The 22,790-nt window shown below is 25.7% G+C and carries 13 protein-coding genes; 6 read left to right on the forward strand and 7 right to left on the reverse strand.

The genetic code is table 4. The annotated features are described in order from the left end of the window. Positions 1–69 precede the first annotated feature (69 nt). From AC0B4N_RS02825 to AC0B4N_RS02845, 5 genes are all read left to right on the forward strand, one after another. Complete coding sequence (locus AC0B4N_RS02825) at positions 70–1,923, forward strand: potassium transporter TrkG (RefSeq protein ID WP_465102566.1); 1,854 nt, start codon at positions 70–72, stop codon at positions 1,921–1,923. A 6-nt stretch (positions 1,924–1,929) separates the two neighbouring features. Next, entirely contained in the window at positions 1,930–2,601 is a 672-nt protein-coding gene (locus AC0B4N_RS02830; protein ID WP_465102348.1) for a potassium channel family protein, read from the forward strand. 107 nt (positions 2,602–2,708) lie between these two features. Further along, positions 2,709–3,155, forward strand: a complete 447-nt coding sequence (locus AC0B4N_RS02835) for a division/cell wall cluster transcriptional repressor MraZ (RefSeq protein ID WP_465102349.1) — start codon at positions 2,709–2,711, stop codon at positions 3,153–3,155. After that, positions 3,148–4,050, forward strand: coding sequence for a 16S rRNA (cytosine(1402)-N(4))-methyltransferase RsmH (gene rsmH / locus AC0B4N_RS02840; protein WP_465102350.1), 903 nt, complete (start codon positions 3,148–3,150; stop codon positions 4,048–4,050). The genes AC0B4N_RS02835 and rsmH overlap by 8 nt, the downstream gene beginning before the upstream one ends. 594 nt (positions 4,051–4,644) lie before the next feature. Then, positions 4,645–14,766 (forward strand): SGNH/GDSL hydrolase family protein, encoded by a 10,122-nt coding sequence (locus AC0B4N_RS02845; RefSeq protein ID WP_465102351.1) that lies wholly within the window; start codon positions 4,645–4,647, stop codon positions 14,764–14,766. A gap of 74 nt (positions 14,767–14,840) precedes the next feature. Here AC0B4N_RS02845 and AC0B4N_RS02850 read toward each other — a convergent pair whose 3' ends face one another. From AC0B4N_RS02850 to AC0B4N_RS02875, 6 genes are read right to left on the reverse strand one after another with little or no spacing between them, the layout of a single operon-like run. Continuing rightward, positions 14,841–15,635, reverse strand: coding sequence for a hypothetical protein (locus AC0B4N_RS02850; protein ID WP_465102352.1), 795 nt, complete (start codon positions 15,633–15,635; stop codon positions 14,841–14,843). A gap of 4 nt (positions 15,636–15,639) precedes the next feature. After that, positions 15,640–16,587 (reverse strand): aromatic motif membrane protein, encoded by a 948-nt coding sequence (locus tag AC0B4N_RS02855; protein WP_465102353.1) that lies wholly within the window; start codon positions 16,585–16,587, stop codon positions 15,640–15,642. Further along, entirely contained in the window at positions 16,580–17,449 is an 870-nt protein-coding gene (locus AC0B4N_RS02860) for an aromatic motif membrane protein (protein ID WP_465102354.1), read from the reverse strand. Before AC0B4N_RS02860 ends, AC0B4N_RS02855 begins: the two co-directional genes overlap by 8 nt. Further along, entirely contained in the window at positions 17,439–18,458 is a 1,020-nt protein-coding gene (locus tag AC0B4N_RS02865; RefSeq protein WP_465102355.1) for an aromatic motif membrane protein, read from the reverse strand. The genes AC0B4N_RS02860 and AC0B4N_RS02865 overlap by 11 nt, the downstream gene beginning before the upstream one ends. Next, on the reverse strand, positions 18,436–19,146 hold the full coding sequence (locus AC0B4N_RS02870) for an ABC transporter ATP-binding protein (RefSeq protein ID WP_465101543.1): 711 nt from the start codon (positions 19,144–19,146) through the stop codon (positions 18,436–18,438). Before AC0B4N_RS02870 ends, AC0B4N_RS02865 begins: the two co-directional genes overlap by 23 nt. Further along, positions 19,146–21,035 (reverse strand): hypothetical protein, encoded by a 1,890-nt coding sequence (locus AC0B4N_RS02875; protein ID WP_465102356.1) that lies wholly within the window; start codon positions 21,033–21,035, stop codon positions 19,146–19,148. The genes AC0B4N_RS02870 and AC0B4N_RS02875 overlap by 1 nt, the downstream gene beginning before the upstream one ends. 238 nt (positions 21,036–21,273) lie before the next feature. On the opposite strand from AC0B4N_RS02875, the gene AC0B4N_RS02880 reads away from it, so the two are divergent. Beyond that, complete coding sequence (locus AC0B4N_RS02880; RefSeq protein WP_465102357.1) at positions 21,274–21,804, forward strand: hypothetical protein; 531 nt, start codon at positions 21,274–21,276, stop codon at positions 21,802–21,804. Between the two features lie 343 nt (positions 21,805–22,147). Here AC0B4N_RS02880 and AC0B4N_RS02885 read toward each other — a convergent pair whose 3' ends face one another. Further along, on the reverse strand, positions 22,148–22,735 hold the full coding sequence (locus tag AC0B4N_RS02885) for a hypothetical protein (protein ID WP_465102358.1): 588 nt from the start codon (positions 22,733–22,735) through the stop codon (positions 22,148–22,150). Positions 22,736–22,790 lie beyond the last annotated feature (55 nt).

Here is a 22,790-nt window from a genome sequence, read left to right on the forward strand (position 1 = left end):
AATCATTATTTAATAATAATGTTTTTTATTTTTTGGATTTTTTCAGAAAGTTCAATTAATATGAAAATAATGATATTACAATCTAAATTTAAAAAAAATCCACTCTTTAAATTATTTAATAATTTTTATCAAAGGTGGAAAAGACTCTCTAAATTAAAGTATTTACTATTTGTTTATTTATTAATTCTGATTATTGCAAGTTTATTTTTATGAAGCCCAATTACTCAAACTAATCCGGAGAAAGACTGATATAGTGCAAAGAGCTATTTAAATTCTCTTTTTACAGTTTCAAGTGCTTTTAGTAACACAGGATTAGTTCTTTACGACACACACCTACATTGAAATATTCTAGGCCAAATTATTTTGGCAATCTTAATTATTTGTGGCGGTTTAGGGATTTTTGTTTTAAAATTTTACATTTTTAACTTTATTTTTAAACGAAATATAAAATCTATGAATGTTTACAAAATGATCCAATATGAAAGAAACCATACTGAAGTAAATAAAATTGGAAATTTATTAACTTCTTCAGTAACATTTATTTTATCTGTAATTTTGGTTTCTGGTTTTGCCATGAGTTTTTATTTTTATTATGCTAATCCTGAGCATACTTTTGGCATCCAACAAACTCTTGACGGATATGTTAATCCACAGGGAAATTGGTCACTAGCATTTAGGTTTGGTTTTTTTCACACAATATCAGCTATTAATAATGCTGGTTTTGATTTAATTTCAGGTAGATCCTTAATGCCTTATTATCAAAATTTTGCTTTGCAATTTTGATTTATTATTTTGCTGGTTTTAGGGGGTCTAGGCTTCCCTGTTATTTATGATATAAACCGTTATTTTAAACATAAACTTAAACGTAAAAAAAATAAATATCGTTTCTTATTATTTACCAAAGTATCAACAATTACATATCTTTTAATTTTTTTAGTTGGTTTGGCAATGTTGTTTGGTTTTGAGTTTTTTTCAATTAATGCAAATACCTTTTGAAATAAAGTCTACATTCCAGATGCTATGAAAAATGATTATAATAATTGGCTTTATACTTTAAGTTTTTATTCAGAAAATCCAACTCAGCAAGGTAAGTTAATTTATCAAGAACTAAGATCATTAACAATCCTTAATGATAGTTCAGCTTTAACAACAGATAGTGCTAAAGAATGATTTAATATTTTAAATAAAAACCACCTTAATATTATTAAGTTTTTTGATCAGAATGGTATGTTAATTGGGTATAAAAATGGCACCTTAAAAGAGTTTTTAAACCAAGGTCAAATGTATGGCGGTACTTTTGATAAAGTTTTCGCATTAGTATTTACTTCTTTATCAACTCGTAGTGCTGGCTTTGCTACTGTTAACATGAGGGATTTTTCACGAACAAGTTTTTTTGTTTTATTAATTATGATGGTTATAGGCGCAGCACCATCCTCAACTGGTGGAGGGATTAGAACAACTACCTTTGCAATTGTTTCTTTAACAATTCTTTCAGTTATCTTGAAACGTTCAAGGGTTAGAGTTTTTAAGCGCAGCATCAACCCTGAAAATGTATTTATGGCTGGCCAGGTATTTATTATTGGTTTAGTAATATTGCTAATGGCTTCCTTTGTCTTATTTACTTCCTTTGATATTTATGGTGGAAATGTTAATACAGATCAGGCATTATTAAGTAAAACATTTGAATCTCATATTACCTCTTATGAGTCTGAGCATATCTTCTTTGAAGTCGCTAGCGCCTTTGGAACAGCTGGCTTATCTACAGGGATTACAAGAGATCTTAATATTGTTTCTAAAATTGCGCTAATTTTCGTGATGTTTATTGGTCAATTTGGAATTTCTTCATCACTACTTGTTTGAAATAGGAAAAAAAGTAATAAGAGACATTATGAATATATAACTACTGACATAGTTATAGGTTAGGAAAATATGAAATTTAGTTATTCAGATGATATAGTTATTATTGGTCTTGGTCGATTTGGTCAATCAATTGTAGATGAACTTTTAAAACTAAACAAAAAAATAACTATTATTGATAGTAATGAAGAATTGCTAAAACGTTATAAAGATGATATAGATAATTTAATTTTGGGTGATGCAGCTGATACTCGTTTACTAAAGGCTAATAAAATTGGTTCAGTTGGCACAGTTGTTGTAGCAGTTCCTGAAAATATCGAGATTGTTGCCGCATTATTAGAATTAGGAACTAAAAACATTATTGCACGCTCAACTACACCAAGACACAGCCGTGTTCTTAGACAAATTGGTGTTGATTTAATTGTTAGTCCCGAAAATGAATCAGGGAAACGAACTGCATTAATAGCTGCTAATAGCAACTTTTTAAAATATAGTGAAAATTTTCAAGAAATTGGTGATGATTTTGTAATTGGTACAACTACAATAAAAAACCACTCACTTAATAATAAATTAGTTAAAGATGTTGATTTTAACAAGCGGGGAGTAAGCTTAGTTTTAGTAAAAAATAATGGTAAAAGCATTCGCCCAACTGGCTCAACATTATTACATTATAATGATACAGTTACCTTAATTGGAGATATTTCAGATGTCAGCCTAGCATTTGAATGACTCCAACAAGAATAATTATTCATAAAAGCAAAAAATGAGTTTGAAAAAACTCATTTTTTTATTACTATTTTCTTGGTAAGAAGGTCGATAAGTGGTAAAATATTATAGGATAGTGGGAAAAAATGTCAAATATTATCTACGGAACACACTCACGAAACATGGATGGAAAAAACCGAGTTGTTTTACCATCTAATATAAAAGAGTATTTAGGCACGAATTTTATGATTTCAATTGGCTTTGATGGGAATGCTGACTTACGCAGTAAGGAAGAATTTCAAAAATACATTAAAATGTTAGAAAATCAAAGTGTATTTGATAAAAAAGCCCGGATTATTACACGCTCTATTTTAGGAAATAGTTTTGAAGTAACCTTAGATAATATGAATCGCATTAGTTTACCAAAACAAATGGTCGAACAACTTGCTATCCAAAAAGAAATAATTTTTATTGGCGCTGGAACACTAGTAGAATTATGATCAGCAGAGAAATACAATAGTTTTATTAATGAACACACTCTTGATGATATTGCTTTAATCGCACAAGAACTTTCTGAAAAACATAATGGATAAATTACACTATTCAGTTATGCTTAATGAAACTATTGATTCTCTTGAGATTAAGCCTGATGGTATTTATGTTGACTTAACATTAGGTCTAGGAGGTCATTCAGCTAAAATCCTCGAAAAAATAACGAACGGACATTTATATTGTTTTGATAAAGATTCATTTGCCATAAGGGCATCTGATCTTAAGTTAAAACAAGTAAGTCTCAATTACACCTTAATTAAAAGTGATTTCAAAAATATAAAATCAAAATTAAGGGAATTGAATATCGAGAAAGTAGATGGTATTATTGCTGATTTAGGATTTTCTTCACCTCAAGTTGATCAAGCAAGCCGTGGTTTTAGTTATAACAAAGATGCTACCTTGGATATGCGTATGGACCAAGAGCAACAATTTTCTGCTCTTGAATTAATTAATACTTATTCTCAAACTAGTTTAGAACGAATCTTACGTGATTACGCTGATGTAAGGCTTTGACAAAAAGTTGCTAAGGCCATCATAATAAACCGTCCAATTACAACTACGCTTGAATTAGTAGAGATTATCAAAAAAGCATACCCTGCAGCACTTTTACGCAAAAAAAACCCCGCCAAACAAGTTTTCCAAGCCTTAAGAATTGAAGTAAACAACGAACTAGATTCGTTAAAAACTATGCTTAACGATGCATTAGAGTTACTTAATAATAATGGCACCCTAGCGATTATTACATTTCACTCCTTAGAAGATCGCATTGTAAAGCAATTTATTAAAAAAATCACATATTCAAATTTACCTCATAAGATGCCGATTCAAGAGGTAAAAAAATATGTGATTAAACAACTAACTCCTTCAAAATCGGAACTATCCGAAAATAAAAGGTCTAAAAGTGCAAAATTAAGAGTTATCAAAAAACTTGCTTAGTAAATCAAAATATTGTTTATATTTAAATAATTTCCTTTCAATTAATAATTATTATAAATAAAATTTTAGTTTAATCTAATTAATTTAGCTGATTATTAAATTAAACTTTGTTATTTGTTTTGGGCTAATGATAAATCTTAAAGTTTATTTGTGCGCACATTTAATAAGATAAACTTATTAAAAAAATAAACTAAATATTTATTTTAAGGCAATAATTAAATCATTACTTAATTAAATTAACTTAGTATTATAGCTTGTTTAAAAATATTAGCTACATTTTTAAACATTATAATTTAAGCATATTTTAGTTATTTAAATGATTTTATTATTTAATACTATATATTAAATATAGTTGCTGCCCTGTTTTGTGTTACATTTGTACCTCCTTTTTCTGTATAAAATAAGTTTTAATAATATTTTTAAACTAGTATTTGAGCAACTTTTAGAACTTTTTTATAACAAAAACAAGCAAATTAAAATGCTTGTTTTTTAATATATTTTTACTGCTGGAAAGACATTTACAAGTGTTGTATTTTTTATTTAATTTTATATAATATATATTAATATATTATATTATTTAAAAAGTGAGGCATTATGAAATCAAAAAATAAGAAACGTAGTTTATTTTTAGTGCTCTTTGCACTAGGCATCAGTACATCAGTAGTCACTGCCTGCAAGGCACCAGGTTCATCAGTTCAAATTGGACGTTCAGGCAATCAAGAACCTAAAGACCCAAAACCTAAGGAAGATGAAAAACCAAGTGATTCACTTGACAAAATAAAGTTTGTGACAAGTGATCCAAAAGCAGGTAATAATACCCAAAAACTTGCAAAACCACAAGATGGTGATTTACCACGTAAAATATCTAATAACATCATTTATTCAGACCAAAAAATTAGATATGTTGCAATTGGTGATTCGATTACTGCGGGATTTGATGGTACTTTACCAAAAGATTATAAAGGTCAACTCGAAGCTAATAATAGTGTTTCAGGTTTATCATATCCTGCATTTTTAGCACGATTGTTAAATCAAAATAATCGTGTTGAATCATTTAATAACTATGCAATTTCTGGAGCTACAACTCTGGACTGAATAAAGTTTTTAAATTTTGAACTAGATAATAAACGTTTTGGCACAAATCCAAGTGTTATTTTTAGTTCACTTAATAATAAACGACAACAAATTATTAATGAATTACAAAACTCAAACTTAATTACCTTTACTTTGGGAGCAAATGACTTCTTTGGTCTATTATTTGACACAATTGGAGATGCCGAAAGTTTAGACTTAATTAAAAACTTTTTTGATAATAAACCAATTTTAGGTGATGCAATTAAATTTGTTAACCGCATATTTCAAAAAGCACTGCCTGAAATGAGAAAGCGTTTAATTGCATTTGCAAAGCAATTAAAAGAATTAGCACCAAAAGCTAACATTAATATTGTTTCATATCCAATGCCATTATTAATGTTGTTCAATGTTCTTAATGAATATATTAATACTAACTTAATAGGTAATTTAGGTAGTTTAAAAGTTTTAGACTTATTACAAGAAATACTTAATGATTTATTAAAAGAAGTAGCAATTAATTCAGATGTAAATTACGTTAATACTTATAATAATGAATTTTGGAATGAAAATGCAAAAGATCTATCAGCCATTTTCTTTGATATACACCCTGGAACTAAAGGTTACAAAAAAATGGCAATGGATTTATATTTAAAGATCACAAAGCCAAATTTAAATCAAAAATATTATGATAATTACAATTTTACAGATCAATATTTAAAATTAGATGCCAATACCGCTAGTTATCAAATTCAAGTTGATAATCCTGATCAAAGCGTTTTAGGGAAAAGTTCATATGAATATATTAATACAACAAGTGATTATGAATATTCAATTGATTTATTAAGAACACCATTAAACTTCATGGGCCGTTTAAAAGAGTTAGCTTATGTCTTTGATTATTACATTGGTGATGTTCTTGATTTCTTAACAAATAGCTCAGTTTACGAACAAATTGATCCAAATGGTGTTCTTAAAACATTACTTAATAAAACTTCAACTAAAGGTAATACTTATTTTGCCAATTTAACTTCAGAAATTTTTGGTTCACAAAAAATAGCTCAAATTCTAGCTAATATTCAAATTCAAATTGATTTAGCTACTAAAGATAAAAACCTTGATTTTGCAAGTTTAAAACGAATTGTCACAAGTAATATTCTATCTCTTGATAATTTAGCATACGTAATTAGCGGAATTGCACGAAGTGAATTAGTTAAATTTAATAAAGATGAATTATCAAAAGCAATTAAAGAAGTTATTCAAAATATTTTAAGTGTCTTTAAAGATCCAATTAGTAATTTATTAGTTAATCCAATTCATAATGTATTGAAAGACTACAATATTCAAAAATCTGATATAAGTATGATTTTTGATAGCCTAATTAGTTCTAAAGATTTTGTTGCTTTAATTAGCAAGTTAATCGATATCTTTATCTACAATTCTGATGAATTTAGTGATCTTTCAAACCTTTCACAATTTATTAATGCATTTATCGCAGATAAAAAGAATAACGAAGAATTATCATCATTAATTAATAATAATTTTAAATATTTTATTAATAATGAAGGTGTTCAAAACTTAGTAACCAATGTTGTTTATAGTTCACTAGAAAAAGCTAATTTAACTAAAAATATTACTAAAGAACAACTGAAACAAGTAACTAATAATGGTTTTGATTTATTACAAGAATTAAATATTGAATTTAAAATTGTTGATAACTTGATTGCAAATGTATTAAACAAAATTGCAATTCGCGGCCTTGGTAATATAACTCAAGTAGTTTCAGAAGCTTTTGTTGATTCATTTAAATCATTTTTACTAAATAATGATTATGAAAGTAATATAGTAAAAGTAATTAAAATCTTAGCTAATTCTAAATTTATAGCTAGCCACCAAGATTTACTTTCACAACTATTAAATAACCTTTTAGATTCTCAAAATATTTCTTCTGTAAGCATGGTTTTAACTAGTGCAATAAGAAGCAACCAAACATTGAGTAAATTTTTCAATGAACAAGATTTAAATAATGTATTTAAATTTGTTCTTAATTTAACTGAAACCAAACAAATGTTGCTGTCAACAGTTGATGCAACATTAAAAAATTATGATACTTTTAAAAATGTTCAAAGTTTAAATGAAGTAATTCTTAAAATAATTAGTAATTTTAACCTAGATTTATTTAAAACAAACTTAGTAAGCTTCCTAAATAAAATCCGTAATTCATCTGAATTTAAACAATTTTTAATTAGTTCATTGACTAACTATGTAAGTTCTGCAAATATTAAATTAACAACTAAAGATCATGAATTTATCCAATCATTAATCAATGATTTAAATCCAACCTTAGATGATATTAATATTTTAGAACCAGTTATTAATACATTCTTTGAGCACCTTAAAGAAATTAAAAATTCAGATAACATCCTTGGCGATCTTAATGGTCTTTCAGATAAACTTTTAAACGTTATCCAAACAAAAATTAATGATCCTATTGCTTTTGCTAAAAAACTTATTAATAAACCATATATTAAAAATAATGTTGATTTTATTGGGACAATTGCCAAAATTGTCTATGCTGATTTAAATGCAAAAGGATTATTAGTTAACTTGGTGAACAATAATTTGTTTACATTGCTTGAAAATGCAAATGTATCTAAATACCTTGACCAAGATGAAATCAAAAAATTATTTATTACACTAATTAATAACCCTGAAACACAAAACATTATTTATAGTGCAATTACAGTAATTATTAATGATCCTAATTTACTAGATAAACTAAATGATACAAATGATTTAATTAATACATTATTAGTAAAAGCTGATGTTAAAAAGTTAATTAAAAATAGCCTAAAAAATATTAGCATTGATCTTTTTAATGATATTTCACTGAATAAAACCTTAGCGAAAACCTTAGTTGAAATCTCAAAAGATAGTTTTTTAGCAATTGATAAAAAATATCAATCATTAATTCATAATGTTATTCCAAGTATTAAACATATTTTAAAATCAACCAATAAATATGAGCAATTCTTTAGTTTAATTTTTAATACGCTATCTGAGGCAAATAGTATTGATCAAATTGCCTCTAATTTATTTGATAAATTTAAAGACTTCTTTGATTTTAAAGATTTAAATCTTTATAAAGTTATCTTAACATCTCCAATAGTTTTAGAAACTAAAGACTTATTAAAAGAATTTTTAAATGATTTCTTAACAAAGATAAAATCACCGCAATTCCCTGAATTTATTAATTCTTTATTACCTGAAAGTTTACCTTATAATATAACTAAGGATGAAATAAAAACAACTATTTCATTAATTTACAATAATGAAAACTTGCATAAAGCCTTTAATTTAGCAATTGATTTATTATTTAATAACCTTGATAACCTAAAAAATGCAACTTCCCTAATTCAAGCTTTAAAAGTGGTTTTAAATGATAAAACTAATTTACAAAACTTGGGAGCTGAAATAGCAAGTTTTGTTAGTGCAGTTCATAAAGACCACACAATTAAAAAAGTTGTTGTTAACCTATTACAAGGATTCTTAAACCAGCCTTCATATAGTTGAGTATTAGAAAATGTTAATGATAAACAAACATTTTTGAATAATACTTATGATACTTTAATTAGTGAGTTAACCAACCTTAATTTAATTAAACATTTATTTAGTGGCTTAGAACAATTTATTAGTAGTGATTCGCTGGATTTTAGTAGTTTAATCTCATTTTTTATTAAAGAACTTTTTAAAGAATTTGCAGCTGATAAACTTGAAACTAATTTAGTTAGAATTATTAAAGCGATAAGCCAAAATTATTTAACACAAAATAAACAAGCAATATTACAAGTTTTTAAAAATATTTATAATCATTTTGCTAATGATAAAGAGAAATTCCCAACCTTGCTTAGTGGAATATTACCTGAAAATATCAAATCAAAAATTCAAGAATATGCAAACTTAAGCGACCTTGCAGATTTAACAACCTTAGTTTTAAGTGATAACGAAGTTAAAAACAAAATTTTCGAATTAGTTAGCTCAATTTTAAATAATAGTCAAAAACTTGCTCAAATTAACTCTTTATCAGATTTAATTTTTACTGCCTTAAAATCAATTGATCATACTAAACTAAAAACATTATTAACTAATATATTTAGTAAGGTTAATACTCCATCTTGAAGCAATTCAATTGTTAAACTTTTAGCACAAATTTTAGAAAATAAATATCCTAAAATATACAAAAAATCTACTACTGAAGGATTTATTGAAAACTTAATTAAAGATTATTATGCAATAGATAAAATAGCAAACTTTAATCAAAAAATTATTGATTATATTTCAAATGCTATTGGAAATTCTTCACATAAAAATCTTAATGACTTATATAATGATTTAAGTATTAATAAACTAACCAATAGTATCTTTGCTGATTTAACAACTAAGCTTGATCAAATAATACAGGCATTTGTTAAATCTAATGTTATTACTAAAAATAAAACATACTTCTTGGAAGTTATTGAATTTGCAAGTTTAGAATTATTAAATAATTACAATTTACTTTTAGAACCACTTAATAAATTACTAGTGAGTGAACAACTTATTGATGAAAGTAAAAAACTTACCTTAGATCAATTTAAAAACTTCAAGGAATTTGTTCAGGACGTTATTTATTTTGATTCTAATGTTTCATTAATTTATAAAACACTTAATTTTAGTGACCAGCAACTTAAATCAATTACTAATCTAGAGACTCTAAAAACAGCACTAATTAATAATCTTACTAATACTGTTAATATCCAAGAATATGATTTCCTTAAATCAATTATTCATTCAAACTTTTTAAGTAAAGAAAAAGAATTTATAAAACACATTATTGAAAAATTAATTCAAAAATTTGTAACAAAAGAAACACTTACCCCAATTTTAACTAACATTAATCTTAACTTATTTGGATCTGAAAGTCTTAACAATACTTTAAAAAATGCATTAGCAGATATTTTGGTAAAAGACGATTTTAAAGCAATCCTTAAAACTATTGTTAATACTGTGTTAGACAACTTAAATCATTTACAAAAAGCAACAACATATAATGATTTAGTAAAAGCAATTTTTACAATTCCATCTTTAAAATCACAAATTGAGCAACCTTTAGTTAAATTTATTAAAGATGCAATCTTAAATGATAAATTTAAAACTTCATTTAGAGAATTGCTTACTAACTTATTGAATAATCCTTCTTTTACAGAATACTTCAAAGGAATAGAAAATAAACAAAGAATTGTTGATAATGTTTTAGATGTTTATAACATAATTGATAAACATCTAAACTTTAGCCAATTGATCTTCAATACAATTTTTGATGCCTTAGCAACTTATGGTTACCAAGTTAACATAACTAAAACTGCAAATGTAATTCTTAATGGACTACAAAAACATTTAGGAGACTCAACCAACCAAGAAAGCAAAGTTATTGCTTTAATTAAAGAGTTAGCTAATTCAAAATTATTTGCAGAAAATAAAGATGATTTAACTAAATTACTTTCTAATATCATAAATATTTTAAAAACACAAGGTACTTTTGATAATGCTCTTGATGCGTTACCTCAAAGTGCTAAAAGCACTATTGCTAAATTTATACCATTAAGTTCCCTTAAAACATTATTTAATTACATCCTTGCAAACCAACACTTCAACTCAATTTTCAATAATACTGTATATAACTTTATAACCAGAATCAACGAATTTAAAGATGTTACTTCATATTTTGATGTTTTAAAGAAAACATTAAGTATCATTGATACAAACAAACTTGAAACCGACGTTAATGGATTAATAAATGATTTATTAAAAAATTCAACTGAAGTTAAGCAGGCAATTAATGACTTTTTAATACAAACTTTCACTACTTATGGGGTTTCAGTTACTGATGTAAAAATTAATAATTTAATTACGAATATAAGTAATAATTTAGATCAACTAGTTGAAGCTGCTGATATTTTAAAACCAATTATTGATAAATTCTTTATTAGAATTAAATCAGCAAGTTCTCAAACTAATTTAACTGGAATGCTTGATGAATTTAAAGCATTAACTAATGATGTTTCATTAATTATTCAATCAAAATTAAAGGATAATCCAAAACAATTTGTCGATAAGATTTTAAACCTTAGCTTTTTAAAAAATGACAAAGCAACTTTAGCAAAAGCAATCTTGCAACTATTAATTGGTTTAAAAAATAAAGGTGTTTTAGCAAATATTTTTAACCAAGTAGTTGATAATATTGAGCAAAATACAGCATTTTTAACCTTAGTAGATAAACAAACCTTAAAATTATTAGGGCAAATAGCTTTAGATAATACTAGTTTAAATAATGCCTTAACCAGTATTGTCCCTGAACTTATTAATGATACAAACTGGCTAAATCATACAAATAATCTTTTTGAATTACTTAAAACAGTTTTAACAAAAGCACCTGTTAAAAATGCAATTATTTCATATTTAAATACTTTTGCAAATTCATTATCTAGCAATCCTAAGGTGCTTGAAATAACTTTAAGATTAATTGATAATTTAGCTAAAAATTACCAAATTAACCTAAATGGAATTAATAAAACTGCATTAGTATCTGCTCTTTTAAATAATCTTAACAATTATTTAAAAGATATTCAATTATTACCTAACTTATTTACTCAAACTCTTGATTCAATTACTTCATCAATTAATACTGAGCAAGCTATAAGTAGGTTACAAGATTGAATTTCTAGCAAGTTAAATCTTGGTTCATATCAAACATATAAAAAATTCTTTATTCATTTTGAAAATTTAAGTAATAATAAAAATGATTTAAAACAAATTTTCAACAGTGTTTTGACTAATATTGGCCAAAATAATGAATTACTTAAATCTTTTGTAAATACTGCAAGTCAAAGCAATGTATTAGTTAAATACCAAATTCCTGAGACTGATTTAGAAAGCGTTTTAAAAGCTATTTTAAGTGATAACCAGATTCTAAATAATTTTAAAGATCTATTTGGAGCTTCAGTTAATAATTGAAATGCATTTAAATCAGCAAATGATTTTTGAGATTTATTAAATAGATTATTGCAAGATTCTTCTTTTTCAAATAGTTCTGCAAATTTATTAAAAACTATCTTAAACAAACTTTTAATAAATACTAATTTTCACAACATTATTAGTAAAATAACGGTTAATGAAGTTAAGAATACTAAATATAGTCAAATCTTTGACAGATTGTCAAATTCTGAAAATTTTGTTAAAAACTCATTTTCACTTGTCAATATCTTTAATAAGAATTTAAAACTTACTGATAACTTAGTTGATAATTTAATTTTGGATCTTAAAAAATCAAAAGACCCACTTACAATTAACTCAATTATTAATAGTTTAGTAAAAAGTGTCAATAATTTTATAAGTCAAGATAATTTTGACTTAAGAGCTGCACAATTATTTAAAGAAGTTTTAAATAATTCTGCTTTTGAAATTGCTAAGTTAGATTTAACTGTTGTGGTTGAAAATGCTACTACTATCTTAATAAAAGATGTGCAACTTGGAGAACTCGTTTGAAGTTTATTACCAAGTAGTTCAAGAGCATTTATTACCCGTAATTTCATTGATAAAACACACTTTACCGGTGTTATTGATGATATTTTAGATCCAAGTTCAATTAAAGAAGTTGTTGGTGAAATTATGGTTTATATTATTAACAATAAATCACAATTTGCTAATATTAACAGCTTAGTTGATATCTTTAAAATTTACTTTAATAACCCAAATAACAAACAAAACTTCCAAGCTAAAATTGTTAAAATTTTACAAAATGGATTTAAGAAAACTAATGCCAAAAATGCTATTATAGCTGTTTTTGACAAAGGAATTAAATTCTTCAATATTCGTAATACTTCAAAAGCAAATGAACTAAAACGTAAGTTTGCTGATGGATTTGGTGATTTTTTAGTACGCCAGGAAATCTTTACAAATGCACTAAATGCTGTTTTTGAAACAGTATCACGTGCAAATAATCTTAAACAAATTCCTAGTGTAATCGCAAATGCATTAAGTGGCAATTTAAAGATATCTGAATTTAATACAATTAAAAAACTCTTAAAAGATGAATTAATTCAAAAGAATTCAAAATTAATTATTGATTTTGCATTTGAAGCAATTAGTAACTTCATTAATGATCAAAATAGAATAAGGGCTGCAATTGATGAATTTGGCATTGTAGAATTAATAACAGCAAGTTATCCAGATATTGATAAAATACTTGTCAAAGACATGTTAATACTTGCAATTAATAACCCTGATTTGCGGCAAGCATTAAATACTTCAATTAGTGATTTTATAACTAGAATAAATGAATACCAAAAAAATAACAGTTGATTAACGGCTCTAAACACCTTGTTAAATGCTCCTACAGAAACTTCAAGTAAATTAAAAGATAATTTCTATAATTGAATAAAAGCAACCTTAAAAAATCCTGATCAAAGGTTAGTTAAAGGTGCGGCACAAGTTTTAATTTCAAAACTAAGAGATTCAAATGTTATGTTTAGTTTTACAGGCCAAGATGCCACGATGGTTAATAACATGGTTGGTAATTTCTTTAAATTTATTGCTGACCGCAACGAATTAAAGGGTATGATTGATAAAATCTATGAAAGAATTAGGTTAATTGATTTTTCAAAACTAAAACGTGATGATCCAAAAATCGTAATTCGTGCAATTACTGATGGAGCATTCCACTTTCTATTAGCATGAGATTATAAAACATTCCAACTTAGCAAAATTTATGAGAATATTCCCTTTTTAAAGGCTTTAATTGATAGTTTAGGGGATGATAATTATGTTAGATTTATTAACCGTATTTTTGAAGCAAGTGACCGCACTAAAATGACTGGTATTTACGGATTTATAAAAAATACATTAATGAATGGAGAATGAGAACACGAAAAACCAGGTAAACCAATTGATCCACCTAAACCACCAGTGGATCCTGGTAAACCAATTACTCCTAGTCCATCTCCTACTCCAACACCACCTGAAGCACCAATTGATACAGAAGAAGGTTATGGTTTTTACCAAGATTACAGTGTACTTACAATTAGGGATCGAGTTGCAGATTTATTAAGAATATTCTACCGTCCAATTTTTAGACAAATGTTAGTTAAATTGTCAAATAAAACATATAATATAAATAATCCTAAAGGTAATCCAGAATATCATGCTGCTTATCGTATAACAGCACTTGTATTATGATTCTTAAAAGACAAAGCTGAACTTGGCGGATGGTTCTGAAATATCGGTTTAGATGCTGTTTCCATGGTGGTTAATTCTTTAAGCATGGCTTTTGGTGATGCTAGAGATACTTATCCAGATAAGTTTAAGCAACTATCTAATAAAGAATTAGAAGCTATGGGTGGTTATTCTTCGTGATATGGAATTAAATCTTATAATACTGATTTTATAATAGGAAACCGTGCTTCAAGTACACGACATTGAAACTACTGATCAGATCAATTATTGGCCTATGTTTACTACCGTGTTGGCTACAACGATAGATATACAGGACGCGCAAATACTGATATATTATTAGACTCATTAAAAGATGGTTTCTTACATAAAAGATAATTCAAGATATAAATACTTTAATATTTAAAAGCATTACAAAACCACCTATAAATTTATAGGTGGTTTTTCCAAAATTATTTTTTCCCCAAATAGACATATGCAGGATAACCAATTTCTTTAGTAGTGCGATCGATAATTGCGCCTAATGTTTCAGTAAAATTATCAGGATGTACATTTAAAACTTCTTTGACAACTTCCCAGTAATTTCCATTAATCGCTCCTGAATAAGATCCTGGTTCATTAATAAAATACAATAATTGAGGCATAATTTTTACTTTGTTATCAACTTTTTCAAGTTGCATAATTACTCTACCCAGCGAAACATATACTCTAGTATTATTTGTTATTTTAGAGGTAAAACTCTCAGATATATCGCTAAAGGATTTAAAACCGATAACTTTATCAACTTGTTTAATGTGGTTGTGTGGGATGGCTTCGTTTTCAATTTTTATTAATCCAATACTATGTTTATATATATCAGAATATTTTGCATTAGGTTTTTCTGGATATAAAAATCACTTAGTATTTGGATATTTATAGTAAGCAAAATAATCTAAATTCGAAAGAAACAAAGCCCAATTTTCATTTAATAAATCATTTAACTTTGTTTCATAATCACTATCAGTATAGTTTAAAGTATCAAACCTTTTAGTAAACTCATTTCATTTTAAATTTGTGTTATTAACAGAAGCAGCAAGGTCCTCAATTCCTAATTTATCGGCAATATTTTTAACATTTCTTGCAACTGCTTGAGGATTAGATAAATCAATGTCCCTAGTATTTGCATTGCCAGTTTGGGGCTCTTTGTTAGTACATGAGATAACACTCATTATTGGTAAAATATTTAAAGTTAAAAGTCATTTTTTCATAATATTATCCTTTGATATTTATTAATATGTAACGAAATTCTTTTGCACCATATTCATCAGTAAATAAAGTTTTATTTATATCGCTATAAGTGTAGTTTTCATCATCTCATTCAGCTGCTACTTCGACGTATTTTTTTAAATCAAAATCACGCAATTTATCTTTACTAGTAATTAGTTTGGGATATGAATATAAATAACTATGCAAAGCAGGTGGCGAACTTTCAGAGATTGAATTATTTGAATGATCTCCGCTGATATCAAAATGTAAGATTCGTCCATCTTTAGTTAATAAGTAAATTCTGATTTCATAAGGTTCACTAGTATTTTGTGAATCGCTTACTTGAATTTTCTCGCTATAATATTTTTGAACTACAAAATCAATTATCTCGTTACTTGCTGGAGTATAAAAAGCATCGTAAATTAAATTGTTAGTTTCAACTTCATCAATTAAATCATTTTGTGATTCATCAGAAGCTTGCAATTCAGTATATTGTAAGAAAGTAAATTTATCTAAATTAAATAAAAAGAATAATCAATTTTTAGTATATAAATCAACAATGGCATTATTACCACTTAAAGCAGCATAATGTGCTTGATTATTTTTATATTTTTCTTCTTCTTTATTAAAATATGGATAAATTATATTATTGGAATATCGTATCTTGGTACGTAATTCTGCAAAATAATCTTGGTTTAAAGCTTTTTGTGTTTGAATGTATTTATTTTGCTTTTCTAAATCATCTTTATAAATTGACTTTAAGATTACTTGGATGTAATTACGGTTAATAAAGTTTTCTCAATTTTGGTCAACTTTTGATTGGTTAGATATTTTAATTGATTTAATTTCTTGATTTTTTTGGTCAAGGCTATTTGAAGAACAGCTCACAGCTAACCCAAATGTAATTAACATTAAAGGTGATACAAATAAATATTTTTTTAATTTTCTAAACATTTTTATCTTTCCAAGTTAGGAACACAAAGCTTGGTGAGCCATACTTTTGTTTTTTTACCATTTCAACTTCAAATTCTTGACGCCCGCGCTCGTATCCATGAATAAATAATTGATGTACTACATTTGAAATTAGTGAAGGTGAAATTGTATTTGCTTTAGATTCACCAAAATATCAATTAATTGGACGTAATTGTACTTCAGGTTGTGTATTTTCAGCCCGAAGATTATTAATAATCACCCTAAAGATAAGCTTATTTTTACGTATATAATAAACCACCACATCACCTAGTTCAGTTGATTCAATACCTTCTCTAATTGCTTCCAAAAAGTGATTTTCAAATTCCCAAGTTCCTCTATCCTTGCCACTTTTTATTCTGTTAGTTTTAGGTATGATTTCTTCTTTGTATTCTTCACTAGTTGAATAATTTTTAGCTAAGTCAACAGTAACAAATTCAACAAAAGTAAGTTCAATTTTATCAAGATTATTTAATATAAAATACCAATTTTTACTAAAAAAGTCATTTTGCTCTAAGGCGTATTTTTTCTTATCGTTGCTATTTTTAAAGTTATTTGTAATTTCTTTAAATTGATTAACTAAATTTTGGTAACTATCAGGGGATGTTTGGGAATTAACGTATTCTTGAATTTTAAGAGAATCAAACCGATAGGCATTATTTAAAATTATATCGATAATAGTTTTGTGAGTTTTGTTTTTATTATCATCTGAAAATGAAGTTATTGCATCAACGTTATTAATTATTTTATTTAATTCTGGTTGCTTTGAATAATTTACACATGAAACTGTAGCAAAAGGTAACATGCTTAAAGTAAAAAAAAGATATTTAAATTTCTTATTTCTCATCGATAAACCCCCAGGTATAGCGATACATTTTATTATTTGGTATTTCTTTATCAAATAATTCATTTGCATAATAAAATGCATTTGCATAATTATTTTTATGATAATGATTTAAAAAATATTCATCATTAAACTCACTTAAAATTGGATTAGGATCAAAATTATTATTAGAATTAAGTTTTTGGTAATAATCTAATTCTTTTTGTGGATAAAACTCCATTCCTTTTGAAATATATGATGATAAAGTTTGATATAACATTTCAAAATTATTTATCGTATTTTGGAAAGTAAATATTTCACCAGTTAAAAAGATTTCTCTTTGTGAACTATTATTAGTTTTTTCAAAAAGAAAAATAGGAATTAGAATGTTATGATCTTGTTTGTTTTTCAATCTTAAAAAAGTAATTTTATGATTAAAAAATTTATTTGTTGGATTTTGTCATAAACTAAATGAGTTGCTAAATTCAACTATTTGGTAATCTTTAAATGTTTTGCTTAATGTTTTTTGGTTTGTATAATATGCTTCAAAACTTGATTGGTTTTTCAAATATTCATCTTGGTATTGGGCTCTATGTTCTTTAAAATTTGGCATTCAATTATTAAAAACATATGTAAAATTACCAATATTTTGTAAATACCAAAACCAACGATCATTCAAGGTTGAGGATATTATTTTAACTGAATTAAGAGCTGTTTTTAATTTTCAACGTTCCGCAATTTCCTCAATTTTAGGTATAAATAAAGGTGCAAAAGTTAAAGACATATTCAATTCTGATTTAAATTTTTCTTCCACTCTTAATTGTTCATTAAAAAAACTCTTTAATCTTTTTGGATCATCTTGCTTTAAATTATCTTTAACAAACTTTTCAATAATTTCATTAATTTGGTAATCTTCTTGGATTAAATCTTGGTAAGGAGAAGTTGTTGGCTTATTATGTTCTGAACATGAAATAATTAAAGGCATACTTACAAAACTTACTGTTAATAAATTAAACCTTAATAACTTTTTCATAAAAAATTTCTTCAAGGCTTGCATATTTTTCGCCTGAATATACAATTCTACCTTTATGAATTAAGGTTAAAGTATTAACAAATTTATCAATTTCACTTAAAATGTGTGAACTAATAAAAATTGTAATTCCTTTTTCACGTAAGTTTTGAAGTATGTTAAACAATTGGTAGCGGGCCGTTGGATCTAAATTGGCAGCTGGTTCATCTAAAATAATTATTTCAGGGTTGTTTAGCAAAGCCTGAATTAATAAAACTTTTTTCTTTTGCCCACTAGAAAAATTAAATGGTTTTTTACGTTTTAAATCACTAATTTCAAATTCTTCTAAATATTGATCAATTTTTTGTAATAATTCTTCTTTTGCAATTCCATTTAATTGTCCAAGGTACATTAAGTAATCTAAGACGGTTAATTCTTTGGGGAAAATTGCATTTTCAGGAATATACCCAAGTGCAAGGCGGCTTTTATGGTCTTTAATGCTAATCCCATTAATAAATACTTCACCAGTATGGTTAATATATGCACCAATAATTGTTTTGATTGTGGTTGTCTTTCCTGCTCCGTTTTCGCCAATAAAAGCATGGAATGATCCTTTTGGAACACTAAATGTTAAATCAAATATACCAGTTTGTTCATTTTTATTGTCATAAATTTTACTTAAGTTTTTGACTTCTAAAATTTTTGTTTCCATTATTTATAATCCTTTTTAAAGTATAGTCAATTATTAAGTGCAACAAAACCAACAATTAAAATAATTCAGATTAAAAAGTAATAATTTTTATTAACTGTTTGAATGTTATTTCTTGCTACTTGCCAAACTTCTTCAACCGGTTGAAAGGCATAATTATTAGATGGTTCTAATTCATATCTAATAATTACTTTTCGCTCTTTATTTTCATCTTCTTCAATTTGTTGTTTTGCTACATAGTTAGCAAAACCTCCTAAGTTATATCTAAAGCCTTCAATATCTAAATTAATTGAATGAGGATCAAAATTATTCGTTGTTGTATTAAATAAAATAGCATCAGCCACAAACGTATTATTATATGTAAAATATAAATAGTAAATTAATCCTAGTGCGAGATAAATTTTCTTCTCAATAATAGTTTTAATACTACGGTTTTCAAGAGAATCTTTATTCAAAACAACAGAGCGAATATCATGTATTTTTAAAAGTTCATATTCTGAATCTATTTTTAAATGTTGTGAAATTAATTTAAAAATAATATCTTTAACCTCAAAAACATTATCTAATGAAGCTTCTTTAAATTCGTTAGCCAAAGCTTGTACAAATTGTTTTGCATAGTATTGGAATACTTCGCTTTCTAAAAGTTCTTTTAAATATTCTCATTTAATTTGGCCGACTAAATTATCTGAAGCTGAATAAATAAATTTATCTTCAGGGAATTTTTGTCCAAAACTTTCAGCCCCTTCCCTTGCATAAATTAAGTTTGTATTAACTAAGTTTTCAATATGACTATATGATTTTAATGAACCAGGAATTAAATAAGCATTTTTATTGACCCTAGATTCAATAATATCATTTCCATATTGATCCTTAAGATAATTACCATCTGAATCTTGTTTTTTAACAATATGACTAGTAATTGGATAAAGTTTTAAATTAACATTTTTATTTAAATCATAATTATAAGTATAAGTATCTTGATTTTTATAATAAATATAATTACTTAAATTATTGTTTGAACTTTCAACAAATGTTTCAGCAATATTTTTATTCTGAGTATTAAAATAATCAACAAATTGGTAAGGTAATGATAAATAAGAATAAATTTGTCATTCTAAGGCTGAGTTTTTTGAATAATTAAATGCTTCTTTTAAATATTCTCTTTGGTCAGCTCGTAATTCTTTTTTATCATTTCCGTTAGGAATAATGTAAAAGGTATCTTGTTTCTTATTTAAATAAAATTTTTCTAAGTTTGGCAAGTTTCCAGAAGGATTATTTTCATATTTGGTGTTTAAATAATAAGCAATATTATTGCTTGTTGAAGTGCTTTTAGTTGAAATAATGGTTCCGCCAATTACAAGTGGACTAAATAAGACCAAAGGAATGGTAATTGCCACTTTAGCATTAACTTTATAAGCAATTAAAGAGCTTATATTACCAAATAAAATATATCCTAAACTAAAAATTGGTATTGATAAAAAACCTAAAGCAATTATATTTTGGTCTTTTAAAGCTCCTAAAATTATAAAATTTGAGATTGCTAAAACCAATGATCAATAAAAGGCAAACAAAAAATTTGTCAATGTTTTTCCTCATATTATGCTTTTACGAGATATAGCTTTAGATAAAGTTAATAGTTCAATACCTTCATCTTCTAAATCCTTAAAAATATTAATCGATTTAATTGATGAGTATAATAAGGTTAATAGTAATTCTATAAAAACAATGATATAAAAAATTAATGTTTTTATGTTTACATTTAAATCAAATGAGACAACAGAAGCCAAAAATATAAGGGCCACAGTTAACCATATTAACGGGATAATTAAGGTATTTTTCTTTTTTAATGTAATTTTGTGTATAAAGAAAATATACTTAAAAAATGTGTTCATAGTTTCCTTTCTATATTACTGCACAGTAATATTATAAAATAAATTAACTTAAAAGTTAACCATTATTTTAAAAACTTTTAATTTTTGAAATAACTACTATTTAGGTCTATATATAAAACTCAAATAAATTAAGCCAAATTGATTAAATATAAAGCCATACAGAAAAGCTAACATAAAATGTTAGCTTTTCTGTTATCATTCGTTGGTACCAACAAAAAAAATTTTTGAAAGGAAAATTATGTCAAGACATTTAAAGAAAGAAGAATTTGCAAAAATATACCAAGAATATCAAAATTTAAGTTTCCCAGGTGCATTTCAAGATATTTATCAAATATCATCAAAAACAAAAAACTTACAAAGAAATAGTGTAAAAATTAGAATTAATAAAATAATTAAGTATAAAAACTTAATAAAATACGAACTAAAAAAACAGCAATCTCTCATATTAATTGCTACAAATATTGAAAAATCTTTATCTCAACTTAGTTTAATTACAAACCTTAGTGTATCAACTGTGAAAAGATATAAAAAAATAATAAAAAGTAATCAAGAAATTGACATCAGTCATAAAAATAAAAATCAACAAAGAAGTTGCAAACTTACCGATTCAGAAATTGAATTAGTGTTTAAAGATTATTTAAAAACATGTGAAATTATTTTAAATAGCATTCTAACAAATAACCAACTTTCGTTTAAAAGTTATTATTATTCAGAATATGGTTCTTTTACAAGAAAAAAATCCTTACAAAACCTTAATCAGAAGATTTAACCAATTAGGTTTATTTAGTACAAAAACAACCAAAATAGTAAGAAAAGTTACAAGATTTGTACAAAATAAAACTTCGCAAGAGATAACGTTAATACTAGAAATTTAGTTTCAACAAACTAAACGAAATAAAAACAAAGACATATTTAAAAATTAGGTGAAATTCTTGAGATTGATGTACAACTTGAACCATTATATCTTACTAGCAATTAGTATAGTAACAATAAAAATTGTTAACACCCCGATTTTAAGAGAAAGAAGTAACATTAAGGTATCAAAGGGTGTTAGAAATAGTATTTAAAAATATGGATTTTTATAATGATTGACATAAAAGATAGTCATTATTTTAAAAACCTTTAATTTTGTCACTTAATATAAATTCAAAAAGTTTTTCTAAATGGGGGTTGATATTTAAATTTACTAGTTGTTGAACTTTTGTTTTAAGTATTTGTTGTTCTTTTACTTCAAAATTTTGGTATGTTATTTGCAAATCGCTTTGGTGCAAAAAGCAACTTTTTAAAAAATTATTATTTCATTCAATAAAGTCAGTTCAATTTTTAGTTTTTATTTTACTAGAAAAATGCGAATCTTTTATTTTAAGGTTGTAAAACTCTTTTTCTTTTAAAATAATTTTATTGGGTAATTTTGTATCTAATAGGTTTATATCCTCTTGATCAAAAACAAGCGAATAAATTATGCGATCTTTAATATATTGATCATGATTTTTATGTAAAAAGACTTTATTTAAATGAATAAAAGTATCCAAAATTGCATTTACTCATTTAAAAGAATTATTAAAACAAGCATAATTAAAATTTTCACACTTATAAAAGGTTTTGCTGTATATTCTAATTATTAAATTAAAGATATCTTGGTTTGTTGCAAGCTTAATTTTTTGAATTAAGTTGTTTTGTTGATAAATAAATAGTTTCATAGTTCTCCTTAATTTTCCTGATAAGTTTAATACAAAAAACAGAAAAATCTATATA

It is taken from the genome of Mycoplasma sp. 13536 (genome assembly GCF_055523495.1).